Origin of the sequence: Aquabacterium soli, assembly GCF_003933735.1 — a bacterium.
In the GTDB taxonomy this organism is placed as follows: domain Bacteria; phylum Pseudomonadota; class Gammaproteobacteria; order Burkholderiales; family Burkholderiaceae_C; genus Aquabacterium; species Aquabacterium soli.
In genome coordinates this window covers 1-22898 of record NZ_RSED01000004.1, presented here as the reverse complement: position 1 = coordinate 22898, position 22898 = coordinate 1, and the positions used below count along the sequence as shown (strand labels likewise).

Annotated in this window: 28 protein-coding genes; 10 read left to right on the top strand and 18 right to left on the bottom strand. The window is 59.0% G+C overall.

Going from position 1 to position 22898, the window contains the following annotated elements; translation table 11 throughout:
- Positions 1-121: 121 nt before the first annotated feature.
- The gene (locus tag EIP75_RS05705) at positions 122-850 is read left to right on the top strand and encodes a hypothetical protein (protein ID WP_125242289.1); all 729 of its coding nucleotides are present in this window, start codon (positions 122-124) and stop codon (positions 848-850) included.
- Positions 847-1662 carry a hypothetical protein gene (locus EIP75_RS05700; protein WP_125242288.1) on the top strand — a complete coding sequence of 272 codons (816 nt, stop codon included), beginning with the start codon at positions 847-849 and terminating at the stop codon, positions 1660-1662. Before EIP75_RS05705 ends, EIP75_RS05700 begins: the two co-directional genes overlap by 4 nt.
- A 561-nt stretch (positions 1663-2223) precedes the next feature.
- Here the strand turns inward: EIP75_RS05700 and nhaA are convergent.
- The 3 genes from nhaA to EIP75_RS05680 all read right to left on the bottom strand — a co-directional run bounded on the left by nhaA (position 2224) and on the right by EIP75_RS05680 (position 5905).
- The gene (gene nhaA / locus EIP75_RS05695) at positions 2224-3582 is read right to left on the bottom strand and encodes a Na+/H+ antiporter NhaA (RefSeq protein WP_125242287.1); all 1359 of its coding nucleotides are present in this window, start codon (positions 3580-3582) and stop codon (positions 2224-2226) included.
- Positions 3583-3759: 177 nt separating this feature from the next.
- Entirely contained in the window at positions 3760-4293 is a 534-nt protein-coding gene (locus tag EIP75_RS25000) for a VOC family protein (RefSeq protein ID WP_158622754.1), read from the bottom strand.
- Positions 4294-5602: 1309 nt separating this feature from the next.
- Positions 5603-5905, bottom strand: a complete 303-nt coding sequence (locus EIP75_RS05680; protein WP_125242285.1) for a hypothetical protein — start codon at positions 5903-5905, stop codon at positions 5603-5605.
- A 191-nt stretch (positions 5906-6096) separates the two neighbouring features.
- On the opposite strand from EIP75_RS05680, the gene EIP75_RS05675 reads away from it, so the two are divergent.
- Both EIP75_RS05675 and EIP75_RS05670 read left to right on the top strand, forming a co-directional pair.
- Positions 6097-6513, top strand: coding sequence for a hypothetical protein (locus EIP75_RS05675; protein ID WP_125242284.1), 417 nt, complete (start codon positions 6097-6099; stop codon positions 6511-6513).
- 147 nt (positions 6514-6660) lie between these two features.
- Positions 6661-7728 carry a type I restriction enzyme HsdR N-terminal domain-containing protein gene (locus EIP75_RS05670; RefSeq protein ID WP_125242283.1) on the top strand — a complete coding sequence of 356 codons (1068 nt, stop codon included), beginning with the start codon at positions 6661-6663 and terminating at the stop codon, positions 7726-7728.
- Positions 7729-7801: 73 nt separating this feature from the next.
- Here the strand turns inward: EIP75_RS05670 and EIP75_RS05665 are convergent, their stop codons facing one another.
- From EIP75_RS05665 to EIP75_RS05610, 12 genes are all read right to left on the bottom strand, one after another.
- Positions 7802-8233: a hypothetical protein gene (locus tag EIP75_RS05665; RefSeq protein WP_125242282.1), complete on the bottom strand. Its 432-nt coding sequence runs from the start codon at positions 8231-8233 to the stop codon at positions 7802-7804.
- On the bottom strand, positions 8230-8397 hold the full coding sequence (locus EIP75_RS24045; RefSeq protein WP_158622753.1) for a hypothetical protein: 168 nt from the start codon (positions 8395-8397) through the stop codon (positions 8230-8232). Before EIP75_RS24045 ends, EIP75_RS05665 begins: the two co-directional genes overlap by 4 nt.
- Before the next feature lie 198 nt (positions 8398-8595).
- Positions 8596-10629 (bottom strand): hypothetical protein, encoded by a 2034-nt coding sequence (locus tag EIP75_RS05660; RefSeq protein WP_125242281.1) that lies wholly within the window; start codon positions 10627-10629, stop codon positions 8596-8598.
- 2 nt (positions 10630-10631) lie between these two features.
- Positions 10632-12188: a hypothetical protein gene (locus EIP75_RS05655; RefSeq protein WP_125242280.1), complete on the bottom strand. Its 1557-nt coding sequence runs from the start codon at positions 12186-12188 to the stop codon at positions 10632-10634.
- A gap of 11 nt (positions 12189-12199) precedes the next feature.
- A complete protein-coding gene (locus EIP75_RS05650; RefSeq protein ID WP_125242279.1) occupies positions 12200-12922 on the bottom strand; it encodes a DUF7146 domain-containing protein in 723 nt (240 codons plus the stop codon).
- Positions 12919-13689 carry a hypothetical protein gene (locus EIP75_RS24040; protein WP_158622752.1) on the bottom strand — a complete coding sequence of 257 codons (771 nt, stop codon included), beginning with the start codon at positions 13687-13689 and terminating at the stop codon, positions 12919-12921. The genes EIP75_RS05650 and EIP75_RS24040 overlap by 4 nt, the downstream gene beginning before the upstream one ends.
- Positions 13690-13698: 9 nt before the next feature.
- Complete coding sequence (locus tag EIP75_RS05635) at positions 13699-14142, bottom strand: hypothetical protein (protein ID WP_125242276.1); 444 nt, start codon at positions 14140-14142, stop codon at positions 13699-13701.
- Positions 14132-14656 carry a hypothetical protein gene (locus EIP75_RS05630; protein WP_125242275.1) on the bottom strand — a complete coding sequence of 175 codons (525 nt, stop codon included), beginning with the start codon at positions 14654-14656 and terminating at the stop codon, positions 14132-14134. The genes EIP75_RS05635 and EIP75_RS05630 overlap by 11 nt, the downstream gene beginning before the upstream one ends.
- Positions 14657-14660: 4 nt before the next feature.
- Positions 14661-14960, bottom strand: a complete 300-nt coding sequence (locus EIP75_RS05625) for a hypothetical protein (protein WP_125242274.1) — start codon at positions 14958-14960, stop codon at positions 14661-14663.
- On the bottom strand, positions 14957-15271 hold the full coding sequence (locus EIP75_RS05620) for a helix-turn-helix domain-containing protein (RefSeq protein WP_233584698.1): 315 nt from the start codon (positions 15269-15271) through the stop codon (positions 14957-14959). The genes EIP75_RS05625 and EIP75_RS05620 overlap by 4 nt, the downstream gene beginning before the upstream one ends.
- The gene (locus tag EIP75_RS05615) at positions 15268-15510 is read right to left on the bottom strand and encodes a helix-turn-helix transcriptional regulator (RefSeq protein ID WP_125242273.1); all 243 of its coding nucleotides are present in this window, start codon (positions 15508-15510) and stop codon (positions 15268-15270) included. The genes EIP75_RS05620 and EIP75_RS05615 overlap by 4 nt, the downstream gene beginning before the upstream one ends.
- Positions 15511-15615: 105 nt before the next feature.
- Positions 15616-16113, bottom strand: coding sequence for a hypothetical protein (locus tag EIP75_RS05610; RefSeq protein WP_125242272.1), 498 nt, complete (start codon positions 16111-16113; stop codon positions 15616-15618).
- A gap of 370 nt (positions 16114-16483) precedes the next feature.
- On the opposite strand from EIP75_RS05610, the gene EIP75_RS05605 reads away from it, so the two are divergent.
- A complete protein-coding gene (locus tag EIP75_RS05605) occupies positions 16484-16699 on the top strand; it encodes a hypothetical protein (RefSeq protein WP_125242271.1) in 216 nt (71 codons plus the stop codon).
- Positions 16700-16748: 49 nt separating this feature from the next.
- On the opposite strand, the gene EIP75_RS05600 is transcribed toward EIP75_RS05605, so the two are convergent.
- The 3 genes from EIP75_RS05600 to EIP75_RS05590 all read right to left on the bottom strand — a co-directional run bounded on the left by EIP75_RS05600 (position 16749) and on the right by EIP75_RS05590 (position 19498).
- Positions 16749-17303, bottom strand: a complete 555-nt coding sequence (locus tag EIP75_RS05600) for an HNH endonuclease (protein WP_158622751.1) — start codon at positions 17301-17303, stop codon at positions 16749-16751.
- 408 nt (positions 17304-17711) lie between these two features.
- Entirely contained in the window at positions 17712-18095 is a 384-nt protein-coding gene (locus tag EIP75_RS05595) for a hypothetical protein (RefSeq protein ID WP_125242269.1), read from the bottom strand.
- An 80-nt stretch (positions 18096-18175) separates the two neighbouring features.
- Entirely contained in the window at positions 18176-19498 is a 1323-nt protein-coding gene (locus EIP75_RS05590; RefSeq protein ID WP_125242268.1) for a tyrosine-type recombinase/integrase, read from the bottom strand.
- 312 nt (positions 19499-19810) lie between these two features.
- Here EIP75_RS05590 and EIP75_RS05585 point away from each other — a divergent pair, with 312 nt between their 5' ends.
- From EIP75_RS05585 to EIP75_RS05565, 5 genes are all read left to right on the top strand, one after another.
- Entirely contained in the window at positions 19811-20158 is a 348-nt protein-coding gene (locus tag EIP75_RS05585; protein WP_125242267.1) for a hypothetical protein, read from the top strand.
- A gap of 130 nt (positions 20159-20288) precedes the next feature.
- Complete coding sequence (locus EIP75_RS05580) at positions 20289-20597, top strand: putative quinol monooxygenase (protein WP_125242266.1); 309 nt, start codon at positions 20289-20291, stop codon at positions 20595-20597.
- Positions 20598-21069: 472 nt separating this feature from the next.
- Positions 21070-21450 carry a hypothetical protein gene (locus EIP75_RS05575; protein WP_125242265.1) on the top strand — a complete coding sequence of 127 codons (381 nt, stop codon included), beginning with the start codon at positions 21070-21072 and terminating at the stop codon, positions 21448-21450.
- Between the two features lie 178 nt (positions 21451-21628).
- Complete coding sequence (locus EIP75_RS05570) at positions 21629-21973, top strand: SMI1/KNR4 family protein (RefSeq protein ID WP_125242264.1); 345 nt, start codon at positions 21629-21631, stop codon at positions 21971-21973.
- A gap of 178 nt (positions 21974-22151) precedes the next feature.
- Complete coding sequence (locus EIP75_RS05565; RefSeq protein WP_125242263.1) at positions 22152-22832, top strand: hypothetical protein; 681 nt, start codon at positions 22152-22154, stop codon at positions 22830-22832.
- The last annotated feature ends 66 nt before the right edge of the window (positions 22833-22898 follow it).

The following is a 22898-nucleotide window of genomic DNA, read 5'->3' as shown; positions in this document are numbered from 1 at the left end:
GCCACGGGTACGGGGTTTTTGCGCCTGATCGAAACCGCGACAGCCACACTTCCGACCGTTGGGGGACGGCTCCTACGAGGTATCCTGACGCCAATAAAACAAGCGCGCGGACAGGGGAAGCATGAGCCAGATGTCATTGACTCCGATTGAACTCGTGGATGAGCAGCCAGCCGACCGGACTCAGAGCAAGGATCTTCTGTGGGTCGGCCTCGACGAGCAAGACCGGCGGTACGCACTAAAGACTGTAGAGCCGGGGCATCCGCACCTACCGTTGACGGAATGGCTATGTCACCAAATATGCGGGGCTGTTGGGATAGTCACCCCAGCCTACGCAATCGTGAAGCGGCTGGATGGCAGTGAAGCCTTCGGCTCACAGTGGGAAGTCTTCGCAAAGCAGTTCTCCCCCGCCCGAGTCCACGAACCCGAACTGATGACTTGGCTCGCAAGGGCTCAGAACGATCTCTGCGGCATGTTTGCTTTGGATGTCTTCATGCCAAACAACGATAGGCATTTTGGCAACATCCTATTTGTTGACGTCGGCCCCAGGCTTAGGGCACTCGCGTTTGACTGGTCGCGAACCGAAATCTTCCAGCCATGGCCATGGCGTGATGACGCCCCCTCGGCAAAGAACTGGCGCTGGCTAAAGGCCCACCCCCATCTGATCAACATGGCGGCGGTTACGTCACGCCTTGACCGGATTAAAGGGCTTACGGCCGATCAAGTGCGGAGCTTCCTTATGGCGGCCCCTGAGGCGTGGCGGGATAATTTTGATTGCGAGCAGCAAGCCCAATGGTGGGCGGACAATGCAGTCGCAAGGGCCGACAACGCCCTCAAGCTGTTGCAATCATGACTCGACAGATCGCTCATTACGGAGTGCTTTCGCACTACCCCCAGCCAAATCGCACAGAACACGTGCATATCGGCATCGCTGTGTTCCTGGCCGACGGGTCGGTGCGTGTGCATTTTGGTCATGACCTGAGAAAGCTTCAAGCTATTGATCCCCAAGTGAAGCTAGATGCGGTCCGCTCATGGGAGGCTGGCCTTCCTCGCCTACTGGAGGGGCAGACACACGCCGCAGCCGCAGCGTTTGTGAAGAGCCTAGGGCAGTGGAGCCTTTCCGATACGCTCGGCCGCTTTGCCTATACCGGAGAAGAGGAGTATCTGGCTCGAGTGACTGCGGCGCTGCATAGCCTGGTTTCGACCCCCGCCAAGCCATCTCGGGAGCGTGGTGAGGTCTCTCGCTTGCACATCGATCTCAAGACAACCTTCACTGCCAAGGGTTGGCTAGGAAAAGACATTACTAAGCACGAGATCGTAGAGCGATACCCCATCGGACCAATGACAACCGCCGAGTTCGCTCTTCAGAATGGCCGGTTGCATGTAATTGAGTCTTTGGACCTTCGCACAAGCACCCCTTCGGCAAAGAGGCAGGACGCGCGAGCCAAGGCCCTGGTCTTCGACATGGCCAAGCAGTCCGCTGCCGACTCTGCCCGTTATTCAATTCTCGCGGGTGTTGGCAGCCCGCTTATGGGCGACGCAAAGGCCTTAATGTCCCGCTACAGCGAGCACGTGTTTACCTGGGAGAGCGCGCAAGACATGAGCGAGCTGATGAATATCCTGGGGGCCGCTACAGGCAAGCCTGGGTTGTCGCTGCCTCATTGACCCTCTCCCCCCAAGCCGCCCACTGAGGCGGCTTTTCTTTGCCAACAACTGCGAGACCAGGATAAAAATGGATACGACAGCACTTGTTGCCCAACTCAGAGCAGCATCCAATCGCTGCGACGGCAAGCACCAGGACATCGCGGGGTGGCTCGAAATCGCCGCAGAAAATCTTGAACGGCAAGAGCTGGTTATTAAGGACTCAGCCAGGCTGGTAGCCGCGAGCACACCGGATCAACAAGCAATAGCGACGGCCGCAATAGCTGAGGGGGTGATGGTTCGCGAAGGGCTAATCAGGATTCGGGATGGCTGCCTAACGGCAGCACAGTGCCAAGCAGAAGCAGAACGACTTCTAGCCTACAACTCCATGCGACGCTAATCTACAAGTGCCCCGGGGCGGACGCTTCGCAGGGGTTGCATCTTGAGCTCAATGAGCCCAGCCGAACTCCCGCAGAATGAAGCCAATCGCATGGACTGAAGCCTCAGCGTGCTCCTCCTGAGAGAGCCTGTATGCCTTGCTGGCCTACCAGCGGCCGTCAACGAGACCACCGGATGGCTGCATCCCTAGAGGCAGGTACGGGCCGCCCTTTGTCTGAGGACATAGACGGTCCCCCATACCAACCCGCCACCTGCTGAAATCGCCGATCCGACAAGCACGCCGATCTTTGCAGCGCCGAGGAGCGCAGCGTCTGAGAAGGCCAACATGGCGATGAAGATGGACATGGTGAAACCGATGCCGGCCAGCAGGCCCACTAGGCCTATACCCGACCAGGAGACGCCAGTGGGCAGGCGGCACCACCCCAACTTCACGACAGTCCAACTGGCGGCCAACACCCCCAGCGGCTTGCCCAGAACCAGCGCTGCAGCCACACCACTCACTACGGCACTGGCACCGCCCGCAGCCAAATTCAAACCCGTCAGGCTGACACCAGCATTGGCCAGCGCGAACAGGGGCATCACGCCATAGGCCACGAAGGGATGCAGGGCCTGCTGCACACGTACGACCGGCGGCAGCAGTTCGCGCTGAGCCACGCGCAGTTCACGCAAGGGCAGCTCGCCCGAGGCCGCACCGCACCCCGAGGGGCCGACTTTGTCCGACAGATCCCGGGTGATGCGCGCCAAGGCATCCATGGGCCTTTCACGCATGGGCACCGACACCACGGGCGTCATCAAGCCTAGCACCACACCCGCCAGCGTAGGGTGGGCGCCCGTCATCAGCAGGCCGCCCCAGACCACCGCTCCGGGTATCACATAGGCATAAGCTGACCACACGCCAATGCGCTGCAGTGCCAACACCATCAGCAGCCCGGGCCCCGCCACCGCAAAGCCGCTGTAGTCCAGTCCGCCGGAGTACACGAAAGCGATGATCAGCACCGCGATCACGTCATCAATGATGGCCAGCGTCAGCAGGAACACGCGCAGATTGCCCGGGATCGAACGCCCCAGGATAGCCAGCACACCTACAGCAAAGGCGATGTCTGTGGCGGTAGGCACTGCCCAGCCATTGGGCTGGCCGCCCCGGGCGTTGAAGGCCAGGTAGATGCTGGCCGGTACAAGCACACCACCCAGTGCGGCGGCTATCGGTAAGGCAGCCTGGCGCACATCGCTGAGCGCACCCTCGTGGATCTCGCGGCGAATCTCCATGCCGACCACGAGAAAGAAGATGGTCATCAAGCCATCGTTGATCCAGAAGTGCAGAGACTGCGAGAACGCCCAGCTACCCACGCTAACGGACACAGGCGTGTGCCAGAGCGCGTCATAACTGGGAGCCAGTGGCGAGTTTGCCCACAAGAGCGCCGCCACGGCCATGATCAGCAGGACGATGCCGCTGACAGCTTCGATGTGGAGAAAGCGCTCCAGCGCAGAAAAGGCGCGCTGGGCCAGGACTTGGGCACGTGGAAGTGCCTGCAGGGTGGTTTGCATGGACAAGGTCGGTTCAAAGCCGCGTGGCGGCCCGACCAGCGCAAACAACCTGCCACGCCGCAAAGCGGGCACCCAACAATCATTTTACACGCGCCGATCGTGTCGGCTGCAGTGAGCGCTGCGTTAGTCAGGCGCTCCGGGACCGGGTACCGACTGACCGCGAGCGCTACCCATTCATTAATGGAGGCGCACAGACTGCTCATAGGCGCGAGGCACTATCAAGGGGATATGCTCGGCTATGCTGCTAAATCCCCCATGGTCCCCCGTGAACGGTATGGCCGTCAGCCCAGTCCCTTGGGATGTCATCAACAGCTTAGCTGCGTTGTGCCTCTCGCCCCAGTGAATGAGCCAGGGTATGCCAAAGCGGTCAATGACGGCCCCAGCCAAGAAGGCCCACTGCGCTCTTTGCATTGAGGTTGCGACTTGGCCGCCCGCAGCGAGTGCTTCGAAGATCCGCCAGGTTTCCCTGACACTTGCACAGCCCAGCAGTAGCGCCACATCGGATGCTTGGTGTCGCTCGCCGCGCTCAATGTCCGCCCCTCTCAGAAACTGGCCCTTCACCCTCATAAGGGCCTGACGCACTCGCGGCTTCTCCAGCAGAGACGAAGCGTCCAGATCCATGTGATCAATGCTGCCATCGAGCAGTTCAGCGTAGAACCCGAAGGCCTCCTGGCACCGACCATTGAACGTGAGCTGGATATGAGCTGGCATGGCAGTCTCCGGCGATCGACACCATGCCATTCAAGAGCGCTACCGTGACAACCATACGTCAGCGGCTCCAGTCCTAATGGGCGGAACACGGTCGAGCCCGCGTGTGGTCTCCCTTGAAACACCTGGCTTGGATGGAGCTGCAGGCAAGAGTGGACTAGCCCATAGCCCGCTCCGTCCCTCTAAACTCGGGGAGGGCAGAGGCTTTGGGGCCCCATCGCTTTCTTCGCTGATCCAGGTGCTCTGCAAGGAGTCACAGTTAACCACTTCATGGGCCTTGCTCCCTTGGTGCTAGTGCTGTGTGGAATCCACCAAGACCGCCAGTGCAACGCGCAGGCCTTCAATCTTTGCGGCCTGCAGAGAATCGAAGGCCCCATCTAGTACGCGGACGGGGCATAGGAGCTTGCCAGTTGCCCCGTGCACGTGGACATCCGTTGTAAAGGTGGAGCCTCTAGACTCCGCATACTCCGTTACGAGGATGCGGAAAGACTTGTCGCCAAGGCGCCCGCGCTCTTCGTGAAATAGCACTGCTGGCTTGCCTTCCATTTCGGCTCCTAGAAGTGATTTAGCGGTTTTTACTTCTTTCCCGGCGGGGCTACAGGCCATTTCACAGTGTTTTTCCGATAGCACATGTCCTTACATGTGCCCTGTGCAGATCAACCAAGATCGAGTCGAGAGGGCTAAGGAAGGTCTGCATAAGCCACCCGGACATGTGCTTGGCGCCGACCTGATTGCCCGAGACCATTGACCATGAAGCAGAACAGCCTTACGGGCTTTACGAGCGGTTCGCCGCGTAGACCCAGGGATTGACCAGGCCGTCCTTGTGTGTAACGCTTTGCTTACAAACACGAGGGACATGGATGGCCACGGATCTCATACGAGTTATTGCGTGCGCGGTGCTGGGGGTAGCTTTGCTGGCGCCTGCTTTTGCCGCGCAAGAAGAGGCTAACTTGCGAGCAGCACGGGCTGAGGCAGTCAGGATGCGCAACGAGCTGAACCAGCGCATTGCCGAGATCGACCGCCAGTTGGCCAAGCACGATGGCCACGGTGTAGCGCCTTCAACAGTGAACTCCTTTGCGGACCTTCCCGCGACCGGTGCGGGCTATGTCTCACCATCGCCGCCCCCTCGATCCCGCTCGCACTCGGTCGGAGGGCAAACATGCTTTGTCGGCCCACGCGGCGGCACGTACACCATCACCAAGAGTGGGAGGAGGAACTATGGCGGGTGCTGAGCGCGAGAGGCGGTCAGAATTTCGGTAGCATGGCTCGCCTCTAGGCTTCCTCACAAATAAGAAACATCATGGTCGTGGAATCAATCCCCATCTATAGCCTTGCCAAAGGGCTGATACGGTACGTACCTGGCTTCTTGCTCCGGCGTCATTTCACTGCGGAGAAGCTGGCCGATCTTGTGTACTGTGATCTGGCGCCGCGAGGAGAACCAGCCCACATCAATGTGGGCCAAGTAGCTTCCGCGCAGGTCTACCTGCAACTGATTAACTTGTCGCCGTTTCTTGTAGAGATGGATCGAGGCCAGTTCGATATGAATAGTGGCGGGGGGCGAATTGATTTCGTACACCTCAAACGGCTCCAGCTTGAGCCAGGTGTCATCGTCCATCTTGCGCTGCAAGCAGGCATTGCTGATGGGTCCGCACTTGCCATCGCTAGGTCGCCTGAGGATATGACTAGTAGGACACGGCTAGATGGTGTCCTAGAGTTCAACTGCGGTGTGCGGAACTTCTCTAAGCGAATTGGCCTTTCTGAAATCAGGCCGGTGGTGATCAACGCCCAATCAAGGAGAGTCGCCGCATGACTCCAACGGTTCCAGTCCCAACTGACAATATCTTCAAATTCGCGTGCATGTTTGGTCTCGCGCTGATCGTGTCGTGCATCTTCGCCTTCGTGTCAACCTACACGGCTTCGCTTGACCGAAAGGTGAAGTACTCCGAAGCCCTTATCCCCCTTGAAGCAAAGACGCAGAGGACCAAAGCTGAGGATGACATGTTTGAGATGAACAAGAAGCTTATTGAGGTCACAAAGTCCAACGAAGAATTTTCCAATGGAGCAATCGCACTTGTCTTTGCATTTGGTTCGCTTCTCAGTTGGTACGGCGCAAGCAAGTGGCATAGTGTCATTCAGCGTCGGGATGACCGATTGGTCGAACTCCAGCTAGAGAAGCTAGAAGCGGAGATCGCAAAACTCCGGGCGGAAGCAAGAAAGGCATAGCCTCGGCTGAGGCTTGGTCACTGTCAGCAGTGCGATTGAGCAGATTTCCTACCTACCTGGCGCTTATGTGCGCGCCGGGCAGAGCTTTTAAGAGCTAGGCAACCGCCGCTACCACCGGCACAAGTCGTAAGAAAAGAAGGGGTCGATATGCTGGATTTGACAGGTGCCAATGAAACTGACGTGCGAGAGGAAGTGGCCGCACCAATGCTCAAGCTTCTGGGATACGCGAGGGGCACGAACTGCGACATTGCTAGAGAACCGACGCTGAGCTATGAACGGCATTTCCTCGGAAGAAAGAAGCAGACTGACCCACCACTTCGCGGGCGAGCTGACTACATCCTCTCAGTCGTAGGGGTGGCGCGATGGGTTTTAGAGATAAAGGGGCCCAGCGAGCCTATCGACATTGATGCTATAGAGCAGGCAATCAGTTATGCGAAGCATCCCGAAATATCAGCATCCTACGCGGTAGTCCTGAATGGAAGGGAGGTGACTGTTCATCATGCATCTCAAAGATCGATTGATGTTCCGCTGCTGCAATTTCAGGTCACCGATGTAAATAGCCTTGCGGAGAAAATAGGCGCACTTCTAAGCCCCGCATCCATTCGTAGGGACTGTAGCCCGCCCATGCTGGACGTTGCTAGGCCCCTAGCAACAGGACTGCGCTCAAATGTTGACATCCTGCGAGGCGATCTGACGCACCACGATTTGCGGTGGCGCGCCAATGTCCCGCTCCTGCCTGAGGCCGTTGCTGGTCTCGATGAGTTGCGTAGGCGAGTGCAAGGACTAAAGGTGGCTGTCACGGGGGGGAGCATTGGACGTGATGCAGCCTCGCGGATACGTGCGAAGTTGGTTTGGTCTCTTCCGCATGACCAAATCTTGCAGTTCGCGCTTGATAAGCGACTGATGGATAGTGAGTACATCGCCCTTGCCGAGGTTCTTTCCCGAGACGCCGAACACCCTACCGTATTCGACGTAGTGGGGATGGTGGAGGTGCGCGCGGGTGAACCCATGTTCAACATAGTCAGTTGGACAACTGAAGCCGCCGGGATAGAAACCAAAATGAGCTACGCTGGGTCGGCAACGGGATACTTGGAGGACTACGAAATCAAGGGTTCGTTTGAGTCAACCTATCGTTGCATCTATCCAGCTATTCCGGGATTGGAGCTCGAAATGGAGATGGAAGGCTCATTTCGAGTAGAGCTCGACAGAAGATAGGCCCATGGAGAATCTCTTCACTGATTACCTGTTAGGGAAGGTCTGCATAACGTGACGACAAAAGGTTCTCTGGCTATGCCAGAAGCTCCAACGCCAGCCTGAAGTCGGAATATGACAAAGCCTTGCATCTCGTTGATGCTGCGGCCATTCGCCGCCGAAGCCGAGCGTCCTCCGACACTAGCCATTCAGCCATCCAGTCAGCGGCATCTGCTATGTAGGCATCGTTAAGTTGCCGAGAGTTACCAAGGTGGGCTTCAAAAATATCCCCTTCGCCTATGGAGTCATCGACGGACATTTCGACGTTGCCAACGGTATTTCCCACGTACTCTGTGGGAAACCACTTTGGGATGCCTTTGAACGGTGAGTCGAGCAGTTCTTCAAAGATCGTCCTCGGCGCTAGTACGTGAAGCAAGCCGATAGCGATGCGGTCTTTTAGCAACGTCAGCGTGCTCGAGTCCTTGGCCAAGAGGTCGTAGATGTTCCCGTCAAGGATGATGGGAATCATCGCTTCGGGCTTTCTGCATTTCTATGCTTGGCCGAACTCTGTTGTTCATCCCGGCGCTTAAAAAGCTTCCTGCCGGTGTAGCCCTCCCAGAAGGCGATGACTCCAGCGATGCCGATGAGGATCGCGCCCTTCCAGATCATGAAGCTGATGAATGGATCGTCCATACGTTGGCCAGTGCCCTGTGTATTGAGGTTTCGGCCCATTCTAGGTTTGGCGCGCTAGCCTGGGAAGGTGTGAGCGTCCCTCGGCTCGATGGAGTCAAGGGGCAGCAATCTCCTAAGTTGTCGACCTTCGAAACTCCTTATAGGCCAACAACTTAGGCTGCTTTTGGCCATGAAAGCAGGGGTGTGTGTCGACTCCGGTTATTGCGTCAACAGCAGCGGTGTGGCGCGGTAGGCCAGGGGGAGCACCTTCTCGCCTTGCTTGCGTACTTGACCCAGCAGGCCCATCACAGGCGGCACACCGGCCGGTTGCGCGGCTTCGAGCAGGCTCAGCGCCTCGACAGGATCTAGCAGCCCACTGGTCAGGCGCTCTTGCAATCGGCGGTTGGCACCGCCGTACAGCGCATTTGCACCTTGGCTCAAGATCCCGCCAAGGGTGCCTGTCACGCCGGGCAGCAGGCGCGCAAAGGCACCAGGCGAGCCGCCGGGCATCCTGTTCGCCGTGGCCAGCTTCTGCACCGTGTCCGAACCGACGCCCCGCCCGGCGTTGGCCACAAAGTCCAAGCCTTCCAGGCTACTGCGCACGCCGCCCAGCGTGTTCAGTTGGTCTGGCGTGAGCAGGCTGGGCAAGGTTGCGTCTTGACGCTTCAACACCGCCTTGGCGGTCTTGTCGGTAGCGGCACGGTTGAACTTGTCCAACGTCACGGTGCCACGCGGCGTGATCGAGTTCGCCGCGATCTGCTCCAGCACCTGGAACTGATTTACCGGCACGCTCATGGCTGCGTACTGGCCACGCGCTCCAGCATACTCGGGACTGAGTTGGTCCATTACCTTGAGCAGATCCGATTGCACGCCCTGAAGGATGCGCTTCTCGTTGCGAGTGGCGGCCTCGCGGATCATGGCATCCAGTTCGGACTTGGCATAGTGCATCCCGCGCAGCGAACCGGCTGGATCAGCGATATCTAGGCCTTCGTTCTGAGCCAGGACACGGGCACGGCGCATGGCCTCTTGCATTGCTGGCTTCTGCATCAGGCCATCCATCTGGCGCAGCATGGGCTTGGTCAGTTGCGCCGGGTCAATCGGCTTGCTGTAGGCCTGCTGATAGAGCCGGTTGGCAGTCTCTTCTCGCATGGCATCCGTGAACTCACGCTGACCATCACGCCCGGCCAGGTCTTCGAGCTGGTTGACCAGCAAGTCCTGGTTGCGCGTGGCCATGTTGCTGTACTGATTCATGCTCAATGGGTCTACCGCTGTAGCAGTGCGCTGCAAGGCCGCAAAGCTGGGCACACGCGCCACCTCCGCTGTGGTCGCCTGGTAGCCCGGCAGCGCGGGGCCGGTCTGCTGAAAGGTCTTGAGCGCGCTGATTGCCGCATTGGCATCCGGCCCAGCCTGGTCCCGCAGGAACTGGCCAACCAGGCGGGCATCGTTCTTGGGATTCAGCGGCGCCAAGGTCTGGAGCGTCTTCTTGACCGCCTGACCAGCAAGACCAAGGCCCTTTACTGCCGTGGCCATGCCGACAGGGAAGGCTGCGCCAACCAGCGCACCCGTACCTGCTTGGTCCGGATCAATGAGGCCAGCGGATGCCCCGCCGTTGATTGCACCGCCCGCAGCACGCACACCGAGGTTGGCGGCACCTGCCGACAGCGTGGTCGGCGCCGCGCCAGTGCGAAGGCCACCAGTTGCGACGGCAGTTCCAAGGCGCTCCACGACGGGGAGACCTGCGCGGGTCCCGGCCGCCTTCACACCGGCACCGATGACTCCACCCACAGGTGCGGTCATGGCGATGTCACCGACGAGACGACCGGCGCCATAGGTCATTGGGTTGGAGGCGTTCTCACTGTCCAGCCAATCCATCGAATCCTTCATCTCGTTCAGGTAGTTGGCCACAGGGGCAAGTGCGCCAGTCCTGCGCTTCTTGCCGTCCACCAACGTTTCCACCGTTGTTTCTTCCGGCGCGAGGTAGTTGGCGGCGGCACGGACCGGCGACAGGATGGTGTTGCCCACTGAGGCAGCACTGCGAAGCACTCCCTCTGCAGCCGAGCGGGCATAGCTGCGGTCGTCTTGCGGTGACGGCTGAGTGGTCGCACGGGTGGTCAGGTGCTGGACGATGTCCGCATCCGTGTACCCGGCTTGCTTGGCTCCTGCGGCATTGAACCCGGATTGCTTGGCCATGTGGTCCGCAATCTCGGCGTCGCTGTAGCCCGCACGGCGGGCGCCTTCAATATCAAAAGCCATGGTTACTGTCCTTCAAAGCTGGAGAGGGGAGGACGCTGGCCACCGTTGGCTTGGCCATTGCCTGATTTGTCAAACGAGGTCAACGGCGGGCGGCTGCCGCCTTGCGGGTTGGCCCCAAAGCTCGGCTGCCTGTAGCCATTGGATGGTGAGTAGATGTCACGCAGCCCCTGCTGTTCGGCCTCATAGAGCTGTTTGAACCGCTGGAGCTTCTTCACGGCTGTCTCCCTGCTGTCTGTGATCAGCGGGATGAACGGCATCAGGCGCGGGCTTTCGGCTGCCGTCACAGCCGCGCCGCTTCGGTCGTGGATGATCAGGCTCCCCAGATCGGCGATCATCGCCCGGGCGTCGATGCCGTTGGGATCTGCCCGGTTCAAGGCGGCTTGCGGTAGGTAGCCCTTCCAGCCGGTGGCTTCCTTGTCGCCCTTCAGCTTTCCTACGTCATCCCCCTCCAGCAGGGTCAAGGCGTCGTTGATCTTCGCCAGGTTCTGCTGGTTGGTGATGATTGCTGTACTGGCCTGCGAAGGAATCGGGCTCAGAGACCGACCATAGGTCTGTCCAGCCGGGCCCGTGACTGGCGTTGCTTGTCCGCTGCGCGTGTTCACGACAACGGGGCCTTGATCGGTCTGGATGATCTGGGTGCTTCCGTTATCGCGCTGCCACTGCTGGTTTTCGCGCACGCGCTGATCTGCCGCAGCCTCGGCCGGGGTAAGCGTCTTCTTGAAGCTCCTGCGAACCTCCAGCGTAACTGGGTCGATGGCATTGAGGGCGCTGCCGCCATCTCGCCATTCAGGTTCAATCCATGGTTTCACTCCGGTATTGACTCGGCGACCTTGCTTGTCCAGCCCAACGACCTCCAGGCCGCCGCCTTCAGCAGGCACTTGCAACCACTTATCAACCTCGGAACTGTTGTTCTTGTAGATCCATTCGCCGACCTTCTTGCCGTCGTTGAACAGCATTTCGGCCGCGAGTGCCTGGCGAGGAACATTGAAGCTAGTCGGGATGGATGGGCCTCCTTGAAAGCCAGGGGAGGCGCTGAAAGACGGCAGGCCAGGAACACCAGGGCCAGCGGGCGCGTTGGTCACGCTCGGGAACTGCGATTGATTGGGTGCAGGCATCCCGGCCAACGACGGGATGCCTCGTTGATCCATGCCCTGCGGCTCATAGCCCAGTGACAACGGGCGATCCAGGGCAGAAGGAGCAGGGGCTATGGTCATTGAACCATCGCCATTGCCCAGCAAGTCTTGGGCGAACTTCCAGCGGCGATCTTCTTGGTCTGACAAGCGTTGCTGCTGGAGGCTGCGGATATCCAGCCCCTGCCGCGCGCGCTCGGCTTCTAGTGCGGCGCTGTAACCCTTGACGCCTTCTAAACCCGCCATGCCGATGGTATTCCAGCGGCCATAGCCCTTTCGGCCAGCCGTCGAGAGTCCACCGGATACCGCCGATAACAGGCCTTGCCCCAGGGGGCTGCCCGCAAAGTCGGCAATCTGGCTAAGCAAACCACCTTGCGGTGCTGGGGGCTGAGAGAGCAAGCCTTGCGGCTGATCGGTTGTCAAAGGCACGTTCTTTCCTTTCAGTGGGTGGGGGAACCGGATTGCTTGGCGGCGGCGATCTCGTCGGCAGGGATGGCACCTTTGAACAGGTATTCATCAAGCCAACTGGTGCCTTGTGTGGGTGGGGTGCAGGCCTGGGCTTTGATCCCGGCTTGTGTCGCGCGGTCGATCAGCGTCTGTGCCTGGTCGCGGGTGGAGTCGTCGCACAGCACGATCAGTTCGGCGGTGCCTTGCGGCCAGTCGAAATCCGCCATGTCTTCAAGGTCGCGCACGATGCACATACTGGCCTCCAGTGGCATCAGGGCGCGGGCTGAAAGGGCATGGCCCAGGCCGGTGGCCACTGCAATGACAGGGCCTACCTCACCATCCAGCGCGAAGAACATGCCGGGGTACTCGACCAACAGGTTGAGCTGGTTGGGCGAGACCACGGGGGCAAAACCATCCTCTGCCAGGTAGACCGTGCTCACCCCGACGTATTCACCGGCTCCCGTGCGCAATGGCATGACCATCGCCGGGTGCGCGCCGAACTGATCGTCGCCAATGAAGTAGGGGAGGTGAGGATGCAAGCGCACCGAGGGCGGCACCGTCTCGAAGATGCCGACGCGCTGCAGCAGGGCATGAATCAGATCCCCAGGCTGTGCGGGCAGCGAGTCGGTCAAGATCATGTCGATGATCATTCGGCCCTCTGCCATCTCCTGCTCAGTCATCCGCTTGTGTTCCAAGTAGTCGATCTGCGACTTCATGCATCACCTCCTTCTGCGCCCGCAGGCTTGCTCGTAGCTCCTTCAACGCCTCGCGCTCTACCCGCCACAGCCCGCCCTTGTCGGCGTTCTTGGCGGTGACGGCCTTTCCCTCGGGTGTCTTGGGCCCCGTGGACTGCTCCCACGGTCGCCATGTGTGGATCAACTGCGCCTGCCGTTGCTTGCGCTCCAAAGTCCAGCCGTTCGCCATTGCTGCTCTCCAAAAGTTGGCTTTGAGGGGATTCGGTTCTCGCCGTGTGCGTGGCAGCAGGCACCCCGTTGTTGACCTGTTGCGGGCCATTGGCAAAGTTCGCTTGCCGGGCGTAGACCACAGGCGGGTTCTTGATCGCGGCCAGGGTTTCCAAAGTCATCCGGCTCTGGTTCTGAGCCTTGAGGGCCAGCTTCATGTACGTATCGACGGCCTGGAGGTGGCTGCCCATGTTCATGCCCGCACGGCGGGTCATCTCAACGAAGATGGCGTTGAGCGCAGTGGCTTGGGCGAACAACGCTGTTTCCGCCTCGCTGAGGTCACCCGAGTGGATGGCCTGCGCCTTGGCGTTCATCGCGTCCATGGTCTCGGTCAGACCAATGCCGTTCCAATCTTTGCGAAGCCAACCGGCAATCAGGTTCGTGCAGTTGGCAGCCGGGTTCAGAGCGTGGTCGGTCATGACCTGGCAATCTGTCTTGCCTGGCTGGCGCCTTAGGCGCAAGGTGTTGGCTGTTTCGTCGCTGTTCTCAGCGAGCGCCAAGCCTGTCTTGGGTTCAGTCATGACGGCCCCTCACGCGGCAAGGGTCAGTTGACCACCGACGCCCTCTGTCGCCAGAGGCTCTCCGGGCTCGGGCGCGTCCACCAGCTCGGCCAGGTCTTGAGCCAGGTCGGACAGGCGGTCTGTGATGTGTTCGGCACTGGTCAGCTCCACGCCGACGCCTTCACCTTCTTTGAGGGCGCCCTCTAGCAAGCGGACCAGTTCGCGGGCACGGCTATGCAAGGCCTCAACGCGGCCCTGGAGCTTGCCAACCGCTGCACGGGTACGGTCAGGCATAGGACGGCCCGCCATGGCGCTCAGCAGCGCGATCTGATGCGGGTGCAGGTCGATGCAGCACGATTCGCTATAGGAAGGGTCTTCAACCCGCAGCAGGCCGCTAGGCAACTGCTCGATGGTGATGTGGGGAAGGTGTTGCTTCTTCACGGTCATGATCTCGTCTTTCAGTTCAACGGCCATTGCTGGCCATGTCGTATTCATTGACCCAAGGGTCATCTATTGGCGCCACCGTCAAGACCTGTATTGAATTGGACTTAACTAAACTGGACTTAACTAAGGACCCGCAAGTCACTCGCGGGTTACCCGGCGGGTCACCCGGCTGTGTTGGGTGCTCTGCTGGCAGGCGCTTGCTGTTGGTCTTGGCTGCCCCTTGCTTGCCGCCGCTGGACTGCTTTTCGCGGATGGCAGCTAGGTGGGCGCGGTAGTCCTCCAGCTCGGGACAAGTGATCTCGCGGCCATCCGAGGTGAAGAAGGGCATGACGCCCGGCAAGGCGTTGACCACCTCGCCAGCGTCATGGCCCAGGACACGCGCCAGCATGTGGGGATCAGCAGGAACGCTCCTGTTCACCCAACACTCCAGGCGCATCGAATACAGCAGCCCCCGCTCGGCCAGTGTCATGACGCGGTAGTGCGTCCTGGCCATCATGTTTGCCGCGTATTCCTGAAACGCCGGGGCCTCACGGTTCTGGGCCATGGTGTCAGCCCTCCAGCGTGCGCAGCAGCGCAGAGGCCGCCCGGATGTCCGGGCAGACGGCCAGCAGGCCAGAGGCCGCGTTAGAGGCCACTACGGCGCCGCTATCAAGGCTGTACAGGCTAAAGCCGATGCGCCCGAAGGCGCGCTGCAATCGGCTGAAGACATCGACACCGGCTTGAAACTCGCCCGCCACTTGGGCATACTGCGACTGTTGGTTTTCGCAAGTACCCGAGTCGCCCTGGACCGCTGCAACGGTTGCCAGGGCTTCTCTTTTCTGAGAGGGCGATGTGGTGGTGATGGTCATGCCGTCACCTCCGTGGCCATATCGCGGGCCAAGTAGTACCGGCCCACGCGGTGCAGGGTGCCGGATTCCGTGGCCATGCGATCCCAGGCCAACATGATGGGGTGGCCGTCCTGCACCAACTCCAGCTTTCGCGGGCGCGGGTCGTAGCAGTCCAGGTGCCTCATGCACTCGAACGTCGTGACACTGCCAAGCTGCTGGATCGCCGTCAGGATGCGCTGCTTCTGACTGGATCGTTCACAGCCAGGGATGCTGTCGCGAATGGCGTGTAGCGCTGCACGGCGCTCGGGGGTGATGATGAAGGCGGCGCTCACGCGGTCACCTCCTTGCGGGCATCTTCCAGCTTGTTGACTAGGACGCGGATCTCGGCGTCATCTTTGCCAGCAACGCGGGCTGCCGTAATCTTCTTGACCTCTTCAGCAGGCCAGCCAACGGCCCGAGCACCGAGCCGCACGGGCTTGGTCATCAGCCCACGATTGATGTCTTCGTAGATGCTTGTTCGGGACTTGCCGTACTCGGCACGAACAGAGGGGAGGCGCCAGATAGTGGCCATCTTTCAACCTTTCGCTTCTGCTCTCCGGACGTTCCGGATGCATTAGGGACAGTGTCGAAAAATGGGTCTATTGGGTCCACGACAAGAAATGTCGATTTAGTGTCGTCAGCGTTGGTCTGGCAGTGGCTTGGGATTCTTCATGCCGAGTAGATACGACTCAAGGTCGGCTCCGGGATAGAACTCATGCGCTTCTACGAAGCGCTCAACCTGTCTTTCGGAAAGGCCGAATAGATCCGCTGCGGCTTGATATGCCTCGTTTGCGCCATAGCCACGCTTTAGCGCAACTTGAACCCATGCAGCGACGGGTGTGCTGGCCCGGCCAGTCCCCTTTGCTCGGCCCTTGGGGCGTGGCTTCAAGCAGAAGGCCGATACCGCATCCTTATGTTCGAGGATTTCGCCCAGCACGTCCACGATCCAGCCGCTTGTGTATCTGCTCTGCGGCAAGTCATGCCAGTGCCGCAGGCAGAAGTCCCGGATGACTGCCTTAGCGATTTCGTCGGCCTTCTGTTTATCAAGTGGTCCGCCACCATCCTTGAACTGCTGCAGTTGATCAGTCCATATGAACAGCGTGTTGTCGTCAAGCGGCTCGAAATCGCCCAGCATCTGCACCCCCGTGCAACCCCGCCAAAAGGAGCCCAGCAGGCCACTCGGGGGCGTGGCTGTTCGGCAAGGTTTCGAGGCTAGCCTAGCTGGGCATCTGGAACATATATCGGCTTTGGTGTTTTGTCATCACCTTCGCGTCGGTGCGCATGTCAGCGGCGACCACACCGAGATCACTGCGCATGGGGCTTGACCTTGCCGCATAACCAATTTATCGTGCGCTCACGTCCCGGCTAACCAAGGCTGACTTGGTTCGATTCGCGGTAAGGCACGGCGCAGTTTCTTGGTCAAAAGCCAAACTGTCGCGGTAGGTGGCACAGCTCGGGACCGGTGCATCTACCCTCCTTTACGACTTTGTGTAGGAGCAATTGCTATGAACTCTACTGTCACTGTGTCCGAGCGTGCCTTGCTGGAACGAGCAAAGCGCGCAGCGAAGCGTGCAGGCATGACGCTACGTGTCTGCCGAGAAACGTCCCCTTCATTCCATAGCCTCGGACGTTTCTATCTTGTAGATGGCAGTAGCCATCTCGCCCAAGCAGACGTTGATTTGGAAAGTTTTGTTTCGGAGCTTTCTGACTTCGGTGCTTGACGTTGATCGTGCCCGGCCTCGCGCCGGGCCTTCGCGTCCATCTCTGCCTTTAGCCTGCCGCTGCTTGGTCGCTCAGGAACTCCAGCGCCGTCCTATCCCGCTTCGCCAGGTTGCACGGCACGCAGGCTGCAACCAGGTTGATCAGGTCGTCGGGGCCCATCAGTGCCCGTGGCATCTGATGCTCAATGTGCCACTTGCCATCGAGCGTCAGCACCTTGCCGCAGTAGAAGCACTGACCGCCGCTCTTCTCGAACACCTCGCGGCGGCGCTTGGGGATGGCTTTGACTTTCCGGCCTTGCTCCGGTGGCGGCAGCTCGCCCTCGGCCCACAACGTACCCTGGACAAACGATTCGTCATTGGCGCTGGCCAAAGTTGCAGCGGCCTTGAGCACGCGCCGCGCTTGGGCCAGAGCCTCGGTCTTGTCCGTGGCCACGGCGAGCACGCCACCAGTGCTCGGATGAAGAACCATGTACCGAACAGCGTGCAAGCCCCGCTCAGTGCAGGCCATGGTGCCGAGCACGTACTCACCCGACTTGCCGAAGATGCCGCCGTAGATCGGCCGATAGCGAATTGCTGGAGCGCCCCCTCCCTTGGATGCACCCATGGTCAACCGCCCGCCAATGGGCGGTCGCAGGATGGAAGGATCCATTCCTCTGCACGCGTACTGCGAACGCTGATCGCGTTTGCTCCCAGAAGCTGAGTTGCTATGTCGGCCAAGAGCCCGAGCTGGCAGATGACCGACCGTAAATGGTCGCGGTCATGTTCCATCGCCTCGCAGTCTCCAGAGATGGCCCCATCCGTGTGGTGATGAAGGCGGTCAGTCCGGTGAGCGATCTGCCCTATCTGGCCCAGGATAGTTTTCACTCTCTCAAGGGTCAGGTCGGACGGTGCCTGATGTGGCGTTACAGTGTCTATAGCCATAGTTCACCTCTTTTGTAGGTGGGTTGTGGTCAGACCCTCGGCAGAACTCTCACCTTCTGCCTTGGGTCGCTTTGAGAAGCCTTTGAAGGCTTCATATGTTGTCTGACTGCCCGGCGCTTTCAATGATCACACTAAGCATGTGCATACTTTTTGCTGCCGGTACATAGGCGGCAGCAGGGTTTTGCCAATAGGAGCCCTCAATGCCGTAGCGGTGGTGGCCATTCCCGGCGTCTATCAGGTACCAAAGTCCGATCACCTCCCCGCGCCTGCATTTGTCAAGAAGATCAAGTAACGCCGCCTCCACCTCCAAGAGTTGGCTATCCCGCCCTGGTATGACCCGGGCGTGCCATGGCAAAACTTTTGCCTCCACTGCGGGATCGGCCACCGCCCTTGCCGCACTTCGACGTTTACGCCTGACGGGCAGATTCACCACACCTGATGGTGTTGAGGGTTCTGTAGACTTCGATTCAGCCATTTGTGCACCTCCCGTGTGCTCGATTGGTCAGGGCCCGGTCGCTGCTCCAACAGCTTCCGAGCCCGCTTTGCCTGAGGCCGTCAGGCGGCGGTTTTCTTCGCAATCGGTATAACTAAGGCGCCTCCTGCCCGTATGGCAGCGAGATGAGCCCCGGCCTTGTCCCATGCCTGCGTCATTTCTCCGAAGTAGTCGTGACCGTCGTAGACGCGGCGCATGGTCTCCGTCTCCTGATGATTCATGCACAACTCCGCGATGTGTGGCTGAACCCCCAGGCGTGACAACATGGTTCTGAACGTGCGGCGCAGGTCGTGAGGGCGTAGCCGCTTTCCCCCTTGATCCTCGATCCGCTGCGCCAGACGGGACAGTGCGCGGGCAACCGCCATCTTTTCCATGGGGCCCTTGCCGATGCCGGGAAACACGGATTGGTTGCCTTCGACCCGGGGCAGAGCCTTGGCGCGCCTGAAGATGGCTTGCGCTTCGGCAGACAGATGGATGTTGAATGGCCTATCGGACTTCACCCGCTCGGGGGGAATAGCCCAGATCCCGCGCCTCATATTGAACTCTGAGAACGTGGCTAGCCTGACTTCCGTTGGCCGGGCACCCGTCAGCAATTGGAACTCGATGGCCAGCTTCGTGGCCTCGTTAAGACGCGATGCATCGATGGCCTTGAACAGGGCCAGGAGTTCTGCATCCGTGGCTGCGTTGACCGGGGCAGGGCGGTAGGGCTTTGGATTCTCAATGCCGCGCATTGGGTCGGCACCGGCCACGTACTCGCGCTTCATGGCGAAGTTCACCAGTCCGCGCCATGTCCGGTAGACCTGCGCCGCTGCTCCGGGGGAGCCCTTGCGCCTGGGGATGTCGATCGTTTCCTGAATGACCGTCCTGTCCAGCTTGGCGAATTTGTGCTGTGCGGCCTTCGGCCCGATGTAGATGTCGTAGTTCTGCTTCAGCACGGTGATCGTGCGCTCCCGGACCGGGCGGCCACCCTTGCGAGCGGAGCCGAGACGCTTGTCCTCCAGCCACTCCTTGAAGACTTCTTCAACAGTGGGCTCTGACTTGGCCTTGCGCCGCGCCACCTGAGCCACGATCACAGGATGATCGCCTTCACCCTTCTTGGCCGTTTCGTGCGCGGCTTGGTGGATCAGCAAATCGGATTTGGCCTTTGCCAAGCCAACCGCAGGGTAGGCCCCCAGCGACAACCACCTACGGGCTCCGTTTACCTGTGCGCGGTACTGCCACTGCTTGGAGACATCACCTCCGGCTTTGGCCCGCAGGAAGACATACAGCCCCGAATCAACCAAAACGCGGTGCTCGCGCTTGCCCTCTGGCAGCTTGAGTGCCTTGACCTTTTCATCGGTCCACTTCTTGGCCCGAGGTTGCCTTGATGTCGCGTTGTCGTTCACGCTTTGATGCCCAGTTTGGATACCACCCTGGATACCACTTTAGCCGGACATCCTTGGACGGTCAAGGACGTTGATGGACCCTATGTTATTGAAAAACAAAGGGTTTTGTTCTTCCTTGGATCTCTGTGAATCCTATGCGGAACGCCTTGTAAGCGGTAGGTCGTCAGTTCGAATCCGACAAGCGGCACCATACAAAGAACCCCTCCACACCGGCCGGTGCGGAGGGGTTTTTCTTTGGTGCTTGCCCGGTGGCGCTGAATGTGCGGCCGACTATAGTGATGCCATAAACAAAACATCAGGGTAGGGCGGAGCGTGAAGAATCAAGCAACGAATTTCAGGGTCAGTAAGAAACTGTCGCCGGCGCAGCCGGGGGCCATCAAGCTTGCCCGCCGGTATGGCGAGCAGTTGGTTTGCGTGCGCCATCGCGTTGACCCAACGAGTACGGTGCGGATCACCACGGTGGAGCTTGTGGTGGATCAAGCCCCTATTGCGGTGAAGCCGGAGCAGATCGTCGGGGTTCGCATTGAATACCGCGAGGGGTTGCTCCGATCTGCAGCGAGGGCGGCGGGGGCCGTCTGGGATCAGGAGGCGGGCGTTTGGCGCATGCCGATGAAGGTTGCGCGGCGCTTGCAGCTTCGCGATCGCATTGTTGAAAAGTAGCTATATGTGGATTCCATATCTATCCACAAAGGGCTATAGGTGGCCATTTCTTTCCAGTAATGGAAACGTGGCAGTGTCGTCTATATTGCGTTAGGCCCTCATAGAACAATCATTCGGGAGTAATAAAAGGATGAACGCCACGGTTGCCGTCTTCGGAATACTGCGCTTCCCCGCCGAGCGGGTAAAAGATGTCCTTCCCCATCTTCGTCAGCTTGTTGAAGAGACATATCGCAGTGACGGCTGCATCGCCTACGATGTTGCAGAAGATCCGTTCGCCCCAGGCCTGATCCGCTTCTCGGAGCTCTGGCCCGACAAGAAAAGCCTAGAGCGGCACCTGCAAGCTCCGCACATAGATCCTTGGCGCGCAGCAGCAAAGTCATGTGGCCTACTGGAAAGAAAGTTCACGGCTTATGCCATCAATGGCAGTTGGTCTGTCTAAGGCTACTGTGCCTACGGGCCACAGCCTAACCATTTGGTCAAGCCGACGCCCACAAGCTCCGCTTGTGGGTGCCCTCCGTGCTTCGCACTCCGGCGCGGCTTACCGCGAGCGTTAGGCCGCAGCTTGCGGGACTTGTGAATATGCTCCAATGGAGCATCAGCCAATGCCGCTGTTCTTGGTCCGCAAAGGGCTCAGCATGAACGAAAACAAAATGTCAGGTGCAGGCCGCGCGCGTCAATCGCTCGCTACCTCCAACACAAATTGGCCGCGGGCCACACGCTGCCGCCTTCGTGCTGCGCGCGGTGGCTATGAGCTTAAAACCAGTGCCGCCTTCAACCGCAGTGCCTTCGGCGTTGGGCTCTGCCTAACGGGTCGTTCCAGAGGACGCCTACATGTTGCATCGCTTCGGCCAGGCCAAGCGCGGCGCCTCTGAACTAAGGCGTTAGGCCTTACAACAATCAATGGAGGCGCCATGGAATGCTCATCATGCGGAAGCTCGGACTTTTATATACCTGCGGAAAAATCGGCATTGGAAATTTGGACCTGCAAAAAATGCGGAAGTGAGAATGCAGTCCACTGCAACTATGGCTTTGATCTTTCAAAAATTCAGCTTCATGATTCATTTATTGGAACGGCGTCCATTGATCCAGGAACCGAATCACTCAAAGCGCTGTTCAAGCTGAAGAAGGCGCTTGCCTTCGCTGAGCGCTTTGAACCTTCGAAGCTAGAAGAGCAACACAAGGCAGGCAAGCAAACTTGGAATCTTGGCTACTTTTTTGACTTTGAAGTTCAACAGGCAGCAGCGGAATGCTTACGTGCCGGCATACATGCTTCTTTCGACAAGGTCGATTAACTAATGCCACTTCTTATGTCCTTCCCCTTCATGTCAAGTGCTGGCTCCCGGCATCTGCAGTGGCTCCCAGGCCTAACTCATTGGTCAAGGGGACGCTTGCTCAACCCAGCGCTTCGCCTCAGCCAAGCGGGCGCCCCTTACCGCGGGCGTTAGGCCTTTTGAGAAAGAGTGCATAGACATGTCAGATTCCATCGCAGCCCTTGAGGCCTGGATTCATCAGGCCCTTCCGGCTGAATATTCACGTCTCTTAATAGATCAAGGTGGAAAGTTTCTCGGCCCAAGCGTTCGACTATATGCAGCCGATGAAGTGATTGAGCGCAACCAAACCTACGAGAGCCAGTTGTATTGCCCGGGCTTCATTGCCATCGGAGATGACAGCGGCGGCCAGGCCATTGTCATTGGTACAGGAGATACGTCTGGTCCTGTGTTCATTGTTGATCAGGGAGCTATGAGTCCAGATGACTTTGTGCAATTGGCAAAGTCCTTAGAACAATGGGCAGAGCAAAGCTATCCTGTTAACTGATTCTAGGCTGCCAATTCCCGTACCATCAGAAAAACCGCCGCAGTATGAATAGCTTATATGCTTCAGCATTTATCACTAGCCTAACGGGTCGTTCCAGAGGACGCCTACAAGTTCGCAGCGCTTCAGCCAAGCCAAGCGCGGCGCCTCTGAACTAAGGCGTTAGGCTTTTAGAAACAACATGGGAACATTTAGCGCGGCCCTATACGCTGACGACACCGCTTGCGATGTCAGGGATCAGTTTCTCGAACTTCTCGCCAAGATCAAGCAACCAGCTGAAGCTACAGACGAACTGCTGAAATCTTGGCAAGGCTCGCTCTCAGATGACGATGAGCGAGCCATCGTCTGGATGGCGCTCGCCGACACTCAATGGAAATACGGATGCCTTAGCGAACAAGTTAGGCTCACCGCAATTGAGATGATTGACTCTGGGATCGACCTCTCGCGATGGGAAGGCCGTTTGGCCTTACGCCGACAGGCAATGCAGTCAGCACTAAAAGAGAAGCTGCTGAAGGAGCAGCCAAAGCTACGAATACCTCGGATAAAAAAACTCGTCGCGCTACCGTCCGTAAAGTCAGTTTCACCTGATGCTCAAGCTTGGGCAACGGCCTTCGCACTCGGTGAGAGCTCTTATCCCGATGCTCCTCGCATGCAAGTGATGGTCGAGATGATCTCCCGTAGCCAAAAAGGCGGTGGCGGTGTCTTTACCGCCAGCTGCGAATACTCAGCCGTGGAACTCGAATGGATCGATGCATCGACTCTTAGAATTCGCTATCCGGCAGATGCTGTAGTTGGCCAAATGGGCGGATCTTTTTACTACTATGGCCGAACCATCCAGGTCGTCTACGATGCATTGCCTTAATAGCTCAGCATGGTCATTGCCGCAAAGCAAAAACCGCACATCTAGCACCAGCCTAACTGGTCGTAT